The organism is Methylobacterium sp. FW306-05-D, assembly GCF_058782155.1.
This window is the reverse complement of sequence record NZ_JBYSXL010000038.1, coordinates 26384-42628: the sequence shown is the minus strand read 5'-3', so window position 1 is coordinate 42628 and position 16245 is coordinate 26384. Positions and strand designations below refer to the sequence as shown.

Annotated in this window: 11 protein-coding genes and 1 pseudogene; 9 read left to right on the top strand and 3 right to left on the bottom strand. The window is 69.3% G+C overall.

The window, feature by feature from the left end; translation table 11 throughout:
• Positions 1-22: 22 nt before the first annotated feature.
• The 9 genes and pseudogenes from AC3WLN_RS14295 to AC3WLN_RS14255 all read left to right on the top strand — a co-directional run bounded on the left by AC3WLN_RS14295 (position 23) and on the right by AC3WLN_RS14255 (position 12454).
• Complete coding sequence (locus AC3WLN_RS14295; RefSeq protein WP_492482238.1) at positions 23-655, top strand: TPM domain-containing protein; 633 nt, start codon at positions 23-25, stop codon at positions 653-655.
• A gap of 157 nt (positions 656-812) precedes the next feature.
• The gene (locus AC3WLN_RS14290) at positions 813-2879 is read left to right on the top strand and encodes a carbon starvation CstA family protein (protein ID WP_492482236.1); all 2067 of its coding nucleotides are present in this window, start codon (positions 813-815) and stop codon (positions 2877-2879) included.
• A gap of 5 nt (positions 2880-2884) precedes the next feature.
• Positions 2885-3109, top strand: coding sequence for a YbdD/YjiX family protein (locus AC3WLN_RS14285; RefSeq protein WP_492482235.1), 225 nt, complete (start codon positions 2885-2887; stop codon positions 3107-3109).
• 649 nt (positions 3110-3758) lie between these two features.
• Positions 3759-6983: an efflux RND transporter permease subunit gene (locus tag AC3WLN_RS14280; protein WP_492482233.1), complete on the top strand. Its 3225-nt coding sequence runs from the start codon at positions 3759-3761 to the stop codon at positions 6981-6983.
• A gap of 64 nt (positions 6984-7047) precedes the next feature.
• Positions 7048-8322, top strand: a complete 1275-nt coding sequence (locus AC3WLN_RS14275) for an efflux RND transporter periplasmic adaptor subunit (protein ID WP_492482231.1) — start codon at positions 7048-7050, stop codon at positions 8320-8322.
• Positions 8323-8405: 83 nt separating this feature from the next.
• Positions 8406-9587, top strand: coding sequence for an MFS transporter (locus AC3WLN_RS14270; protein ID WP_492482229.1), 1182 nt, complete (start codon positions 8406-8408; stop codon positions 9585-9587).
• 107 nt (positions 9588-9694) lie between these two features.
• Entirely contained in the window at positions 9695-9862 is a 168-nt protein-coding gene (gene rpmG / locus AC3WLN_RS14265; protein ID WP_018044575.1) for a 50S ribosomal protein L33, read from the top strand.
• 172 nt (positions 9863-10034) lie between these two features.
• Positions 10035-11432: a glutathione-disulfide reductase gene (gor, locus tag AC3WLN_RS14260; RefSeq protein WP_492482226.1), complete on the top strand. Its 1398-nt coding sequence runs from the start codon at positions 10035-10037 to the stop codon at positions 11430-11432.
• A gap of 74 nt (positions 11433-11506) precedes the next feature.
• Positions 11507-12454 (top strand): annotated as a pseudogene (locus tag AC3WLN_RS14255) (IS630 family transposase).
• Between the two features lie 79 nt (positions 12455-12533).
• On the opposite strand, the gene AC3WLN_RS14250 reads toward AC3WLN_RS14255, so the two are convergent.
• The 3 genes from AC3WLN_RS14250 to galE all read right to left on the bottom strand — a co-directional run bounded on the left by AC3WLN_RS14250 (position 12534) and on the right by galE (position 16210).
• Entirely contained in the window at positions 12534-13937 is a 1404-nt protein-coding gene (locus AC3WLN_RS14250) for an SGNH/GDSL hydrolase family protein (protein WP_492482224.1), read from the bottom strand.
• 72 nt (positions 13938-14009) lie between these two features.
• Positions 14010-15224: a lytic murein transglycosylase gene (locus AC3WLN_RS14245; RefSeq protein WP_492482222.1), complete on the bottom strand. Its 1215-nt coding sequence runs from the start codon at positions 15222-15224 to the stop codon at positions 14010-14012.
• On the bottom strand, positions 15221-16210 hold the full coding sequence (gene galE / locus AC3WLN_RS14240; protein ID WP_492482220.1) for a UDP-glucose 4-epimerase GalE: 990 nt from the start codon (positions 16208-16210) through the stop codon (positions 15221-15223). Before galE ends, AC3WLN_RS14245 begins: the two co-directional genes overlap by 4 nt.
• Positions 16211-16245 lie beyond the last annotated feature (35 nt).

Genomic DNA, 16245 nt, shown 5'->3' with positions numbered 1-16245 from the left:
TCGGGTGGGGGAGGGGCCTCCGGTGACTGGTGAACGGCCTCCCTTCCTCGACGCGGCGGCGCGCGCGCGGATCGCGGAGGCGATCCGCCGGGCCGAGACCGGGACAGCGGGCGAGATCGTCGTGCTGGTGGCCGCCCGCGCCGGTCTCTACCGTTCCGCGCCGCTTCTGCTCGCACTCGCGGCCGGCCTCGCCGTGCCCTGGCCGCTGATCGCGCTGACGCCGTGGAGTGCCGCCGCGATCGCGCTCACCCAGGGGGCCGTGGTCCTGCTGGCCCTGCTGGCCGGCCTGCATCCGCGGCTGCGCATGGCCCTGGTGCCGCGGGTCATCCGCCGCGACCGGGCGCACGAGCAGGCCCTGCGCGAGTTCACCACCCGCGGACTCAGCCGGACGGCGGGGCGGACCGGCGTGCTGATCTATCTCGCCAGGGCCGAGGGCCATGCCGAGATCGTCGCCGACCACGGCGTCGCCGCGCATGTCCCGGCCGCCGCCTGGGCCGGGGCCATCGAGAGCCTGCTGGCGGCCCTGCGTCGCGGCGAGGCGGAAGCGGGACTGGTCGCGGCGGTCGTCGAGGTCGGGGCCATCCTGTCCGGTCCGCTCCCACCGGAGGCCAGGCCGGTCGATGCCCTGCCGAACCGGGTCATCGAGCTCGATTGAAGCCGGAGAGGCAGCGCGCTCGCGCGGTGACAATCCCCGGATGTGTTATTCAAACCCTAACGATTGAAGCCGCGCGCCTCTGGCCCTTCCGCAAAATTTGCGCGAGAAGAGCCCTTGACGACCTGCCATCAAGGACAGGTCGCTGGAGCGAGACGTCATGAGTGCGGTATCGAAGCACGGGCCCTGGGCCCTCGTGGGAGCGCTGGGGGCGGCGGCCCTCGCCATCGTCGCGACGACCCGCGGCGAGACGGTGAATGCCCTCTGGATCGTCGTTGCGGCGGTCTGCGTCTACCTCATCGCCTATCGTTACTACTCGCTCTTCATCTCCTCCAAGGTCATGCGGCTCGACAACAGCCGCCGGACGCCGGCCCACGTGCACAACGACGGGCTCGACTATGTCCCGACGAACCGCAACGTGCTGTTCGGGCACCACTTCGCCGCCATCGCGGGCGCCGGACCGCTGGTCGGCCCCGTGCTCGCCGCGCAGATGGGCTACCTGCCGGGCCTGCTCTGGATCCTGGCGGGCGTGGTCCTGGCCGGCGCGGTGCAGGACTTCATGGTCCTCTTCATCTCGATGCGCCGGGACGGCCGCTCGCTGGGCGAGCTGATCCGGTCCGAACTCGGCACGATCCCGGGCATCATCGCCCTGTTCGGCACCTTCATGATCATGGTCATCCTGCTGGCGGTGCTGGCGATGATCGTCGTGAAGGCCCTGGCTGAAAGCCCGTGGGGCACCTTCACGGTCGCGGCGACGATTCCGATCGCGATGCTGATGGGCCTCTACGCCCGCTACATCCGCCCGGGAAAGGTCGGCGAGGTCTCGATCATCGGCTTCGTGCTGCTGATGCTCGCCATCGTCTACGGCGGCAACGTCGCGGCCGATCCGTACTGGGGTCCGTTCTTCACCTTCACCGGCACGCAGCTGTGCTGGCTGCTGATCGGCTACGGCTTCGTGGCCTCGATCCTGCCGGTCTGGCTCCTGCTCGCCCCGCGCGACTACCTCTCGACCTTCCTCAAGATCGGCACCATCATCGGCCTCGCGCTGGGCATCGCCTATGTCGCGCCGCACATGCAGATGCCGGCGGTCACGAAGTTCGTCGACGGCAGCGGCCCGGTCTGGGCCGGATCGCTGTTCCCGTTCCTGTTCATCACCATCGCCTGCGGCGCGGTCTCCGGCTTCCACGCCCTGATCTCCTCCGGCACCACGCCGAAGCTGATCGACCGTGAGTCCGATGCCCGCTTCATCGGCTACGGCGGCATGCTCATGGAGAGCTTCGTGGCCGTGATGGCGCTGGTCTCCGCCAGCGTGATCGAGCCGGGCATCTACTTCACCATGAACTCCCCGGCCGGCCTCGTCGGCACCACGCCGGAGAGCGCCGCCGCTGCGGTAACGAAGCTCGACCCGGCCTTCACCATCACGCCGGAGCAGATCGCCCAGACGGCGAAGGACGTCGGCGAGCACTCCATCATCTCCCGCGCCGGCGGTGCGCCGACCCTCGCGGTCGGCATGGCGCACATCATCTCCTCGGCCATCGGCGGCAAGGCGATGATGGCGTTCTGGTACCACTTCGCCATCCTGTTCGAGGCCCTGTTCATCCTGACGGCGGTGGATGCGGGCACCCGCGCCGGGCGCTTCATGCTGCAGGACCTGCTCGGCCTCGTCTCACCGAAGTTCAAGGACACGACCGCCTGGGCGCCCAGCATCCTGGCCACCGCCCTCTGCGTCGGCGCCTGGGGCTACTTCCTCTACCAGGGCGTCACCGATCCGCTCGGCGGCATCTACACCCTGTGGCCGCTGTTCGGCATCTCCAACCAGATGCTGGCCGCCGTGGCCCTGACGCTCGCCACCGTGGTGATCTTCAAGATGAAGCGCGAGCGCTACGCCTTCGTCACAATCATCCCCACCGTGTGGCTCTGCGTCTGCACGCTGACGGCCGGCTGGCAGAAGATCTTCTCGGCGGACCCGAAGATCGGCTTCCTCTCCCATGCCGATCGCTTCTCGGCGGCCATCGCCGAGAACAAGGTGCTGGCGCCGGCCAAGAACATGGCCGACATGCACAAGATCGTCTTCAACGATCGGATCGACGCGGCCCTCGCGGTGCTGTTCGTCGGCCTCGTGCTCGCCATCGCCACCTTCGGCATCATGGCCTGCGTGAAGGCGTACCGCGCCGATCGCTGGACCGCCCTCGAGAGCGGCGGCCCGGCCGCCGTTCCCGCGGAGTAAGCCCCATGACGCTGTCGTCGACCGAATTGCGGGACCGTCTCAAGACCTTCTCGAAATGCGTCTGCGACGGCGCCCGCCTGATGGTGGGGCAGGGCGACTACGAGGCCTATGCCGCCCATATCCGCAAGACGCACGCGGATCAGGAGCCGATGAGCGAGCGGGAGTTCTTCCGGAACCGGGAGAACGCCCGCTTCGGCGTCGGCAACCGCAGCGGATTCCGCTGCTGTTGAGCGCCGCGCGCCGCTGTCCTGCGAGACGCTGACCGGGCGGGTGGACCTGCATGCGGGGCGCTGGCGGCCCGGCTCCCGATACGCCCACACCACCTCCAACGCGCGAACCCGGCCCGGTGCATGGAGTCCTCCCGTCGGACATCATCGACGGGGCGAAAACCTCCGACGGGTTCGATCACGTCCCTACCCGCGATCCCGAGCAGGCCCTGCCGGCGGCGGCCGAACGCTCGGTCCTCCCCGGCCTGGTCTTCCACGGTCTGACGGGCCCGACGATCCCGACCCCGACCGGACAGACGACGATCTCTGCGACCCGTGCGTCGCGAAAGGGCCGATCGAGCGGCCTCGCGACCGTCCTCCGCGGCCGTCTTATGCCCCGGGAACAGGCCCGCCGAATCTCCCTGCCGACCGCCGCACGGACCATCCCGAGGGGTCCGCACCAGACGCCGCCGGACGGCATCGGCCGCGATGCTCCGGCGAAACCAGCACAGTCATCGGGCAGCAGCGACAGAGCTTAAGCCGCTGATTTACACCCGGAAACAAAAAACCCGGGTTCAGGCCTCGATTGCGTCGCGGAGTCACGGCTACAGAGAAGCCGCTGGCGTGCGACCACCGTGGTACACCAGCTGCAACGCGATCGCGTGGGAGCCGCATGGGCCTCGTCCAGTACGCTCTGAAGTTTCGCATCACGATCTACGTCCTCGCCGTGCTGATGATGCTCGGCGGCGCGGCGGCGGTCGTGGTCGCGCCGAAGGACGTTCTGCCCACCGTGGACATTCCGGTGGTCGTGGTGGTCTGGACCTATAACGGCCTGTCGACCTCCGAGATGGAGCGACGCATCACGACCTACGCGGAGTTCTCGCTCTCCAACAACGTCAACAACATCGCCCGGATGGAATCGACGACCCTCCAGGGCACGGCGATCCAGAAGATCTACTTCGACGGCGCGGTGAGCATCGATCTCGCCATCGCGCAGGTCGTCTCGGCGATGAACTCGATCCGTTCGACCATGCCACCCGGCGTCCAGCCCCCCATTGTCCTGCGCTTCTCGGCCTCCTCGGTGCCGGTGATCCAGCTCGCGCTCTCCTCCGACCGCGAGAGCCTGACCAAGGTCTTCGACTACGCCCAGTACCGCATCCGCCAGCGCCTGACCCAGGTGCCGGGCTCGACCCTGCCGTCGCCCTTCGGCGGAACACCGCGCCAGATCATGGTGGATCTGGACCTGCACGCCCTCCAGGCTCTCGGGCTGACGGCTCTGGACGTCACCAACGCGGTGACGGCGCAGAACCTGACGATCCCCTCCGGCCTCGCCAAGATCGGCGAGCAGCAATACCCGGTGCAGCTCAACGCCTCGCCGGAAGCGATCGAGGCCCTGAACCAGATCCCGATCAAGGTGGTGGGCGGTCAGCCGATCCTGGTGCGCGACGTCGCCAACGTCCGCGACGGCGGCCCGCCGCAGGTCAACATCGTGCGCGCCGACGGCCTGCACTCGGTCCTGATGCGCATCTTCAAGAACGGGACCGCCTCGACGCTGGACGTGGTCAACAACGTCAAGAAGGCCCTGCCCGACATCCAGGCCGCCGCCCCCGAGGGCATGAGCCTGAAGCCGCTCTTCGACCAATCGGTCTTCGTCTCGGCCGCCATCGAGGGCGTGATCCACGAGGCGATCATCGCGGCGGGTCTCACGGGCCTCACCATCCTGCTGTTCCTCGGCTCCTGGCGCTCCACCATCGTGGTGCTGGTCTCGATTCCGCTCTCGATCCTGACCTCGCTGGCGATCCTGGCCGCTCTGGGCGAGACCATCAACGTGATGACGCTGGGCGGCCTGGCCCTGGCGGTCGGCATCCTGGTCGACGACGCCACCGTGGCGATCGAGAACACCTACCGGCTGTTCGAGGAGGGGGAGCCCTTCCGCAAGTCGGTGGTGGAGGGCGCGGCCGGCATCGCCAAGCCGGCGCTGATCTCCACCCTGTCGATCTGCGCCGCCTTCGTCTCGGTCTTCGCGCTGACCGACACGCCGAAATACCTGTTCACGCCGCAGGCGCTGGCGGTCGTGTTCGCCATGCTGACCTCCTACGTCCTGTCGCGCACCCTGGTGCCGGTGCTGATCGACGTGCTGGTGGCGCGGGAATACGACGCCAAGCACGGGGAGGGCGCGCCGCCGCGGCGGGGACGCATCGCGCGCGCCCTCGGCTGGATCGGCGGACCCCCGTTCCGGCTGGCCGGCTGGTTCCGGCACGGCTTCGAGGCGCGGTTCGCGCGCTTCCACCGCAGCTATCTCGGCCTGCTGCACGCCGTGATCGCCCGCCGCGTCGCGACGCTGAGCCTGGTGGCCGTCATCTTCGCCACCACGGCCGGGCTCTTCGTCTTCGTGGGGCAGGACTACTTCCCGCAGGTCGCTTCGAGCCAGATGACCCTGCACCTGCGGACGCGGCCCGGCATGCGCATCGAGACGGCCGAACAGGTCTTCGCGCAGGTGGAGAACGTGGTCCGCGAGGTCATCCCCGAAGGCGAGATCGACCAGATTCTCGACAATATCGGCCTGCCGGCGAACAACTACAATTTCGCGTTCTCGGACGGCTCGTTCGTCGCCTACAACGACGGCCAGATGCTCATCAACTTGAAGGAGGGCCACGGCTCGGTGGCGGACTACACCAAGCGCCTGCGCGAGGTTCTGCGTGAGCGCTTCCCCGACGTGGTGTTTTACTTCCAGCCCTCGGACATCATCACCCAGATTCTGAACTTCGGCACCCTGGCGCAGATCGACATCCAGGTCTCGGGCCGCAACACCGCCAAGGATCTGGAGGTGGCCCAGAACATCGTCCGCCGCCTCAAGGCGGTGCGCGGGGCCGTCGACGTGCACCTTCACCAGATCGTCGGCACGCCGCAATTCTTCGTCGATGTCGACCGCCGCCTCGCCTCCGAGCTCGGCCTGACCCAGCAGCAGATCGCGCAAGGGCTGAACGTCTCGCTGTCGGGCTCCTTCCAGGTGACCCCGAACTTCTGGACCGACCCCAAGACCGGCATCCCCTACCAGCTCTGGGTCCAGACGCCGGAATACCGCAACGATTCGCTGACGGCCCTCCAGAACACGCCGCTCCTGGTCAACGGGGGCGCCGACGCGCCCGGCGTCCTGACGCTCCTCTCCAGCGTCTCGACCATGCGTCGCGAGGGGTCGCAGACGGTGATCAACCACGTCAACACGCAGCCGACCTTCAACGTCTACGCGGCGGTGCAGGACAGCGATCTGGGCTCGGTGGCGGGTGAAATCCGCCAGATCGTCGCCGAGGAGCAGAAGGCCCTGCCGGCGCCCGACAAGATCACGGTGCGCGGGCAGATCGAGAACATGGAATCGGCCTTCTTCCGGCTCCAGGTCGGCCTCGCGATCGCCCTGGTGGCGGTCTACCTCCTGATGGCGGTGAACTTCCAGAGCTGGGGCGATCCCTTCGTGGTGCTGGCCGCCCTGCCGCTCGCCTTCTGCGGCATCGTCGCGAGCCTGTTCATCACCGGAACGACGTTCTCGATTCCCTCACTGTTCGGCGCGATCATGTCGGTGGGCATCGCCTCGGCGAACTCGATCCTGCTGGTGACCTTCGCCAAGGAGCATCGCGAGGCCACCGGCTGCGGTGCCGTAGAAGCGGCCCTGCTCGCCGGCGAGACCCGCCTGCGGCCGGTGCTGATGACCGCGAGCGCGATGTTCCTCGGCCTCATCCCGATGGCGCTGGGCACGGGAGAGGGCGGCGAGCAGAATGCGGCCCTGGCCCGGGCGGTCATGGGCGGCATCGCCATCGGCACGCCGGCGACGCTGCTCTTCGTGCCGTTCCTGTACGCCCTGCTGCGCCGGGGCGAGGTCAAGCCGTTGGAGGATTACGCGTGAGCCGTTGGCGGGTCCGGGACATGGATGGCAGGGTGAAGCCCGGTTCGGGGATGGGACAGCCGTGATGCATCAGACCCATGGCCCGTCCGACATCCCTCCGCCGCCCGGCAAGGCGCCGTTCCTGATCGCCGCGGTGATCGCCATCGGCCTGCTCGCCTGGGGCGGATACGGCCAGATGGAGCGGCGCGCCGCCGCCTCCGAGACCCAGCGCAAGGTGAACAGCTTCGTGCCGGTGGTACGCACCGTCACCGCCGAGCGGGCCGACAAGCCGATCGACATCACCCTGCCGGGCCAGACCGATGCCTTCGCCAGGGCGGCCCTCTACGCCCGCGCCACGGGCTACATCGCCGAGCGGCGGGTCGACATCGGCAGCCGGGTCCGCCAGGGCGACATCCTGATGCGCATCGCCGCCCCCGACCTCGATCAGCAGCTGGCCCAGGCGGAGGCGCAGACGGGGCAGCTCGAAGCCGCGCTCCTGCAGGCGAAATCCATGGTCGACCAGGCCAAGGCCAACGTGAACCTCGCCAACGTCACCAACAGCCGCACCACGACGCTGGCCGGCCAGGGCTGGGCCTCGAAGCAGAACGCCGACAATTCCCAGGCCAGCGTGCTCAGCCAGGCCGCGACCCTCGCCTCGGCGGAGGCCGGCGTGAAGGTGGCCCAGGCCAACATCAAGGCGCAGGCCGCCACGGTGGAGCGCCTGCGGGCGCTCACCGGCTTCAAGGACATCATCGCGCCCTTCGACGGCGTGATCACCCAGCGCGGCGTCGATGTCGGCGATCTCGTCCACGCCGACGGAACGGGGACGGCCCTGCTCTCGATGGACCGCGACGACATCCTGCGCGTCTCGGTCAACGTGCCCCAGAACGTCGCCGTCGGGGTGAAGCCCGGCGTCGAGGCCTCCATCAAGGTGCCGCAGATCGCGGACCGGACCTTTTCCGGCAAGGTCGAGCGCAGCTCGGTGGCGCTGCTGACCTCGTCGCGCACCCTGACGGCCCAGGTCGACGTGCCGAATGGCGACGGCGCCCTGCGGGCCGGGCTCTACGTCTACGTCACCCTGAAGGTGCCGCGTACCGAGCCCAACGTGCGTGTGCCGGCCGAGAGCCTCGTCTTCAACCAGCGCGGCACGCAGGTGGCGGTGGCGCGCGATGACGGCACGGCGCAGTGGCGCACGGTGACGATCCGGCGCGACCTCGGCACCACCGTCGAGCTCGGCCAGGGCCTGGATGGCGGCGAGGAGATCCTGCTCAGCCCGCCCGCCGACCTGCGCGACGGCCAGAAGATCGAGCGCAAGCCGCCGGCCAACGACACCAAACCGCTGAAATCGGCCGCGCGCTGAGGGCGGCCCGGAGGTTGCGCGAACGCCCCCCGGCGTAGACAAGGCGGTCCCGGCGTCGCGGAAGCGACCCGCAGGACCCCGTCATGCCGGTTCCACGCCTCGCCGAGCCCCTCGACCGCTCCCGCTTCGCCTCGATCGCCGCGGCCATCACCTGCGTGGCGGTGGTCGGCATCGGCCTCAGCCTGACGATCCCGCTGCTCTCCATCGAGATGGAGCGCATGGGCGCGTCGAGCACCCTGATCGGGGTGAACACCGCGGTCGCCGGCCTCGCGGCCATCCTCACCGTGCCGTTCGTACCACGCCTCGCGGCCCGGCTCGGCGTCCTGCCCCTGCTCGTCGGCGCCATCGTGCTCGGCGCGCTCTGCCTCGTCGCCTTCAAGCTCCTCCAGGGCATCGCCTGGTGGTTCGTATTGCGCTTCGTGTTCTCCACGAGCCTGGGCGCCCTGTTCGTGCTCTCCGAGTTCTGGATCAACGAGGCGGCCCCGCCGGAGCGGCGCGGGCTGGTGATGGGCATCTACGCCACGGTGCTGGCGCTGGGCTTCGCGGTCGGGCCGACCCTGCTCGCCGTCCTGGGGACGCAGGGCTACGCACCCTATCTCGGGGGCGCCGGCCTGTTCCTCGTCGCCCTGGTGCCGCTCCTGCTGGCCCGGGGCCTGTCGCCCGTGATCGGACACGGAGGCGGGCGGTCCTTCCTCGCCTATCTGCGCCTCGCGCCCGCCGCCACCGCGGCGGCCCTGGTCTACGGGGCGGTCGAGACCGGCGGCTTCGCGATCCTGCCGCTCTACGGCCTGCGCCTCGGCTACGACGCCGAGACGGCGGCCGGCCTCGTCAGCGCGCTGGCGCTGGGCAACGTCATGTTCCAGATTCCCTTCGGCTGGCTCGCCGACCGGGTGGACCGGCGCCTCGTGCTGCTGATGGCCGGCCTCGGCGGGGCCCTCGGCTCGAGCCTGATCCCGCTCGCCTCGGCCTCGTTCCCCGCGCTGCTGGTGCTCCTGTTCCTGTGGGGCGGGATCGCCGGAACGCTCTACACGGTGGGCCTCGCCCATCTCGGGGCGACGGTGCGCGGGCCGGAACTTGCGGGCGCCAATGCCGCCTTCGTGGTGCTCTACAATGTCGGCCTGATGCTCGGACCGCCAATCATCGGCGGTGGCATGGATCTGGCCCCGCCCCAGGGCTTCGCCTACAGCCTGTGCCTGCTGTTCCTCGGCTATGCGGGAGTCGTCGCCCTGCGCATCGTCCGCCATCCCGAACACGATGCGCCTTGACGAATCCCGGCCGATGAGGCAATCACCCGCCGGTATTCAGCCGGCCAACGCCGGCCCTTTTGCGTTTCGCTGATGCGGAATGCCGCGATCACAGGAGCGCCGCGTCCATGGCCAAGGCCGTCACCGTTAAAGTCAAGCTGATCTCGACCGCCGATACGGGTTACTTCTACGTCACGAAGAAGAACTCCCGCACACAGACCGAGAAGCTGTCGATGAAGAAGTACGACCCCGTCGTGCGCAAGCACGTCGACTTCAAGGAAACCAAGATCAAGTAAGCCCGCCGGCGCTTTTTTGCGCCGCACCGGTGTCTTCGAGGCCGTTTCTCCACGAGGAGAAGCGGCCTTTTCGTTTGCGTCGTGCGGGTGAACCCGGACGACGCGACGGTTGATGTGCCGGCCCGTTCAGGCGATGGAGAGCCCTCGGCGCCCACACCCGCAGGATGAGTTCATGGCTGACGATCTGGCCCGCACCTTCGACGTCGACCTGTTCGTCATCGGCGGCGGTTCCGGCGGCGTCCGGGCGGCCCGCATCGCCGCCGGATACGGCGCCCGGGTGCAGCTCGCCGAGGAGTATCGGGTCGGCGGCACCTGCGTGATCCGCGGCTGCGTGCCGAAGAAGCTCATGGTCTATGCCGGGCGCTTCGCCGACGAGTTCGAAGATGCGGCCGGTTTCGGGTGGACATTGCCCGAGCCGCGCTTCGACTGGAGCGTCCTGAAGGCCCGGCGCGATGCCGAGGTGACCCGCCTGGAAGGCATCTACGACGCCAATCTCGGGCGGGCCGGGGTCACCATCGTTTCCGAGCGGGCGGTGATCGAGGACGCGCACACGGTGCGCCTCGTCGGATCGGACCGCCGCGTCACGGCGCGGTTCATCCTGGTCGCGGTCGGTGCCCATCCGGTCAAGGAGCCGCTGATCCCGGGCGCCGAGCTCGCCATCACGTCGAACGAGGTCTTCGACCTCGAGACCCTGCCCGAGCGGATCCTCGTGGTCGGCGGCGGCTACATCGCGGTGGAGTTCGCGGGCGTCTTCGCCCATCTGGGCAGCCGCACCACGCTGCTGCACCGGGGCGACCGGCTCCTGCGCGGCTTCGACGACGAGATCCGCGACGCTCTGGGCGAAGCCTATGCCAAGCGCATGGACCTGCGCCTTAATCGCACGGTGGAGCGCCTGGACCGCACCGGGAGCGGCATCCGCGTCACACTGGACGACGGCGCCACCCTGGAGGTTGATCAGGTCCTCACCGCCACGGGCCGGCGCCCGAACATCGCCGGCCTCGGCCTCGACAGGGTCGGGATCGAGCCGGACGCGCGCGGCGCGATTCCCGTCGACGCCTTCTCGCAGACCCGCGTCCCCTCGATCTATGCCGTGGGTGACGTCACCGACCGGGCCGCGCTGACACCCATCGCCATCCGCGAGGGCCACGCCTTCGCCGACACGGTGTTCGGCGAGAAGCCCTGGTGCGTCGATCACGGGCTCATCCCCACCGCCGTCTTCTCGACACCCGAGATCGGCGTCGTCGGTCACAACGAGGACGTGGCGCGCAAACTCTACGGGGCCGTCGACGTCTACCGGTCGAGCTTCCGACCGATGAAGGCGACTCTTTCGGGCCGCCAGGAGCGCGTGCTGATGAAGGTGGTAGTCGATTGCGCGAGCGACCGCGTGGTCGGCGTGCACATCCTCGGCCACGATGCCGGCGAAATCATCCAGGCAGTGGGTATCGCCGTGACCATGGGCGCCACCAAGGCGGATTTCGACCGCACCATCGCGGTGCATCCGACGGCCGGCGAGGAACTCGTCACCATGCGGAGCCCCGTGGTGACGAAGCATCCGGTTGGCGTCGGCTAGAGCATTTTCCACGATCCCTGAGTCGTTGCGGCCAGGTGAGTGTTGATCCCTGAAGGTTCGTCAGGGAGATCGCCATGGCCCGTGCCTACAGTCACGATCTGCGTGTTCGCGTCTTGGGCGCGGTGGAAGCAGGTCTGTCCCGCCGGGCCGCGGCCCTGCGCTATCGGGTCGGCGTCGCTACGGTGATCCGCTGGGCCGCGCATGCGAACGATGACAGGAGAGACGCGGGCTCAGCGTCAGGGCCGTCCACCCGGCTCCAAGCTCGACGTGCATGAAGCCTTTCTGCTCGCCCTCACCAAAGAGAAGGACGACATCACGCTTGCCGAGATGCAGGAACGCCTACGTACCGAGCGCAGCGTCTCGGTCGGATTGGGCACGCTGTGGCGTTTCTTCGCCTGCCGCGCGGTGACGTGGAAAAAAAGTCAGCGCACGCAACCGAGCAGGATCGCCCCGACGTGGCCGCATCCCGTGAGGCGTGGTTTGCCGCGCAGCCCGACCTCGATCCTGAGCGCCTGATCTTCATCGATGAGACGGGTCTCTCCACCCGCATGGCGCGCCTGCGCGGTCGCTGTGCTCGCGGTCAGCGCCTGCGCTCGGGCATCCCGCATGGCCATTGGCTCACGACGACGTTCGTTGCGGGCTTGCGCCTGTCGGGGATGAGCGCACCCATGGTGCTCGACGGACCGATGACGCGGGAGTGGTTCCTGGCCTACGTCGAGCAGGTGCTCGCCCCAACCCTCAGGCCCGGCGATACCGTCATCCTCGACAACCTCCCCGCCCACAAGGGCACAGCGATCCAGGCCGCCATCGAGGCCAGCGGCGCACGGCTTCGCTTCCTGCCGCCGTACTCGCCCGACTTTAACCCGATTGAGATGGCCTTCGCCAAACTCAAGGCGCTGCTGCGCAAAGCGGCCGAGCGCACGGTCGATCGGCTCTGGACTGTCGTCGGCGATCTGCTCGACGCCTTCACACCAACCGAGTGCGCAAACTACTTCGCTGCCGCCGGCTACGATCCGGAGTAAGTGGAAAGCGCTCTAGCGTCTCGGCGGCCGAGCCCAGTGCCCGACCCGTCACCCGGGCAGGCGGAGGATGGACCGGCGGTCAGCCGGGTGGCCACTTGAAATCGTCGGCCCGGCCGGGCTGGGGCAGGGGCGCCGCCCCACGGACCAGGGCGCGCTCGACGGTCCCCGAAGGATCGGCATCGCGGGGTCGACCGCTGATCAGGGTGCCGCCCGGCGTCACCTCGGCGCGGCCGAGAGGGACCACCGGACCGGCCAGGGGCTTGACCGGGAGCGCCGGGATGCCCGGCGGCTCCGGCAGGCTCGGTAGCATCGCGGTGATCTGACGATCGATGGCGGCGGCATCGTCGAGCTTGGCGGCTTCCCCCCCGACCGTCGGCTGCGGCGCCACCGCCACGGGGGCGGCGAGCGCTGGCTGGGCCGGCGGCGTACCGGTACCCATCATCCGCTTCAACTCGACGTCGGCGAAATGCGCCATCTTGCGCGCCCCCGCCTTGGTGAAGTGCACGCCATCGGCCGTGCGCAGCTTCGCTTCCTGGCCTTCGAGATCCGGGCCCGTCGCCGCGTAGCGGTTGCGGTCGTCGACGAAGCCCGGCCAGATGTCGACGTAGGTCTGGCCGGCCTTGGCCACGCGCTCGCGGAAGATATCGTTGATCGCCGCGATGTCCTTGGTGAGGGACTCGCTGCGCATGGGCGGCGCCCCGACCCAGATCAACGGAATCTTGGCCTCGGTGAACACCTTGATCAGGGCATCGACGCGCTCGGCGTAGAGGGTCCGCCAGCGGTCGCTCAGGGGATCGAGGGTTTGGTCTCCGTCGCGGATCGGCTGGCGATCGTTCGAGCCCAGCATGACCAGCGCGTAGCTGGTCTTCGGGTTCGCCTTCAGGAATTCCTCGGCGGCCTTGGGCCAGTCGACCACATCCCTGCGCACGAGGCCGCTATCAGCCTTCGAGCGATCGACGACCCCGATCTCGGCATTGTCCTCGAACACGTTCGACAGGCCGCTGCCGAGATGACCTGCGAGCGTATCGCCGAACACGGCGATGCGGGTCGTCGGCTCGACCTTCAGGGCGGTGGGTTTGGGCTGGACGACGACCGGGGCAGGGCGGGGACGGCGCCGGACGGCGCGGCCGTCGTCATAGCCCGCGCGCCCATCGTCGGCATAGCTGCGGTTGCGCGGCGGCGCCGGGCGGGCGCTCGGCGCGGGCGCGACCTGGGCGGGGGCCGGGCGGTCCTCCCAGGGCCAGTAGAACTGGCGGGGCGCTTCCTGTGGCGGCGGCGCGTAGCGCCGGTTCGCCTGCCGGGCGCCGTAGCCGTCGTCGTCCCGGTAATAGTCCCGCGCCCGCCGACGCGGCGACTGGTAGTCGCCGCCGCGGGGGGCATCGTAGGAATCGCCCCACTGCGCGGCCGCCGGCAGGGCGCCGGCGAGGAGCAGGGACAATCCGGAGAGCAGACACCAGGCCGCGCGCGAAGCCGGCAAGGTCATGGGATGCCTCGATCAATCGGACCGGAAGACCGGTCGGGTGCCCATCACCTTAGAGGAGGATGCCGCCGAGGTCTAAGGGCGCCGGCGGATGTGCTCCAGCAACGCGGGCGTGGCGTAGCCGTCCGCCGGCATGCCCTCGGCGATCTGGTACTGCCGCACCGCCTCGCGCAGCTTCGGCCCGGCGCGTCCGTCGGCTTCGCCCCCGTAGAGCCCGCGAGCGGCCAGACCGGCCTGGAGCGCCTGTAGCCCCGCCTTGTCGAGGCGGGCGGCCGTCGCCGGCCAGGGCGCAGCGAGGGCCGGTCCGCCGGCCAGGCGATCGGCGAGGTGTCCCACCGCGAGCGCATAGGAATCCGAGGTGTTGTAGGCGCGGACCACCTCGAAGTTATCGGTGATCAGAAAGACCGGGCCGCCGAGGCCGCCGGGCAGGAACAGGCTGGCGCCGCCCTTGGCGGGAAGGGCCGCCCCATCGGTGCGCCGGACCCCGCGCCCGGCGAAATCGGAGAGGTCGCCCCGGTAGCGGGCCAGGTCGAACCCGGCCGGCAGGACGACCTCGTAGCCCCAGGACAGGGCGGGGTTCCAGCCCAGAGTCTTCAGGTAGGCGGCGATGGAGGCGAGGGCATCGGCCTGCGACCCCCAGATGTCGCGGTGGCCGTCGCCGTCGAAGTCGACGGCATGCGCCAGGAAGCTCGACGGCAGGAACTGCACCTGCCCCATGGCCCCGGCCCAGGAGCCCTTCATGCGCTCGGGGGTGACGTCGCCGCGCTCCAGGATGGTCAGGGCGGCGAGCAGCTCGTCGCGGAACAGCGTCCCGCGGAACTTCGCCTCCGCCAGCGTCGCGAGCGCCCGGATCGTCGGGACGCTGCCGGCGCTCGCCCCGAAATCCGACTCCACGCCCCAGAACGCCAGCACGATCCAGCGCGGCACGCCGTAGCGGGCCTCGATCCGGCTGAGGACGGGCGCCAGCCGCTTGGCCTGGGCCTGTCCCCGGGCGATCCGCCCGGGCGAGACCGCGCCGACGAGGTAATCCCAGACGGGGCGCCCGAACTCGCCCTGTCTGCCCGTACGGGCGAGGATGTCGGGATCGGGTCCGGCGATTCCCGCGAAGGCGGCCGAAAACGTCGTCGACGAGACGCCGCGCGCCTCGGCCTCGGGCCGGAGGCCGGCGACGAAGGCGGCGAAGCGGGACTTCGCCTCCGCCGTCGCGGTCGCCGGAGGAGACGCGCCCGCCGCCTGCACAGGGCCGGCGCCGAGCAGTCCGGCGAGGACGAGCGGCGCCCAGCCCCTCACGTGCGGTTGCGCCGGGTCAGGGCCTCTTCCCAGGCGAAGGCCTGGGCGACGATCCGGTCCAGGTCCTCGTTCTGCGGCGTCCAGCCGAGATCGCGGATGCGCTGGGCCTCGGCGACGATCTGGGCCGGGTCGCCGGGCCGGCGCGGCGAGAGACGGACCTCGAAGTCGCGTCCCGAGACCCGCTTGACCACGTCGATCACCTCGAGGACCGAGTAGCCGCGGCCGTAGCCGCAATTGAGCGTCAGGCTCTCGCCGCCGGACCGAAGGTGGTTCAGGGCCACCCGGTGGGCCTCGGCGAGGTCGGAGACCTGGATGTAGTCGCGCAGGCACGAGCCGTCGCGGGTCGGGTAGTCGGTGCCGTAGACATCGAGATGCGTGCGCTGGCCGAGGGCGGCCTGCGTCGCGACCTTGATCAGGTGCGTGGCGTTCGGAGTCGACTGTCCCGTCCGCCCGCGCGGATCCGCACCCGCCACGTTGAAGTAGCGCAGGACGACGTAGGAGAAGCCGTGGGCCTTGGCCGCGTCGGCGATCATCCACTCGCTCATCAGCTTGGAGCGCCCGTAGGGATTGATCGGCGCGGGCAGCAGGTTTTCCGGCACCGGCACCACCTCGGGCTCGCCGTAGACCGCCGCCGTCGAGGAAAAGATCACGTGCTTGACGCCGCAGCGGACCGCTGTTTCGATGAGAGCCCGCGTCTTGACGGTATTGGCCAAGTAATAATGCAGCGGATCGGCCACGGAATCCGGAACAACGATGCGCGCGGCGAAGTGTGCGATCGCATCGATGCGGTGCTGGAGGATGGTTTCCGTGACCAGGGCCTGATCGGCGACATCGCCGATCACGAGTTTTACCTCAGGAGGGAGTGCCCAATCGAAACCGGTTGAAAGGTCATCGAGGACTACAACCTCTTCGTGCCCGGCGTCGAGCAGAGCCAGGACCATGTGGCTGCCGATATAGCCCGCGCCACCCGTGACAAGAACCGCCATGACACCTTCTCCCCAATCATCTCACCGACGATATA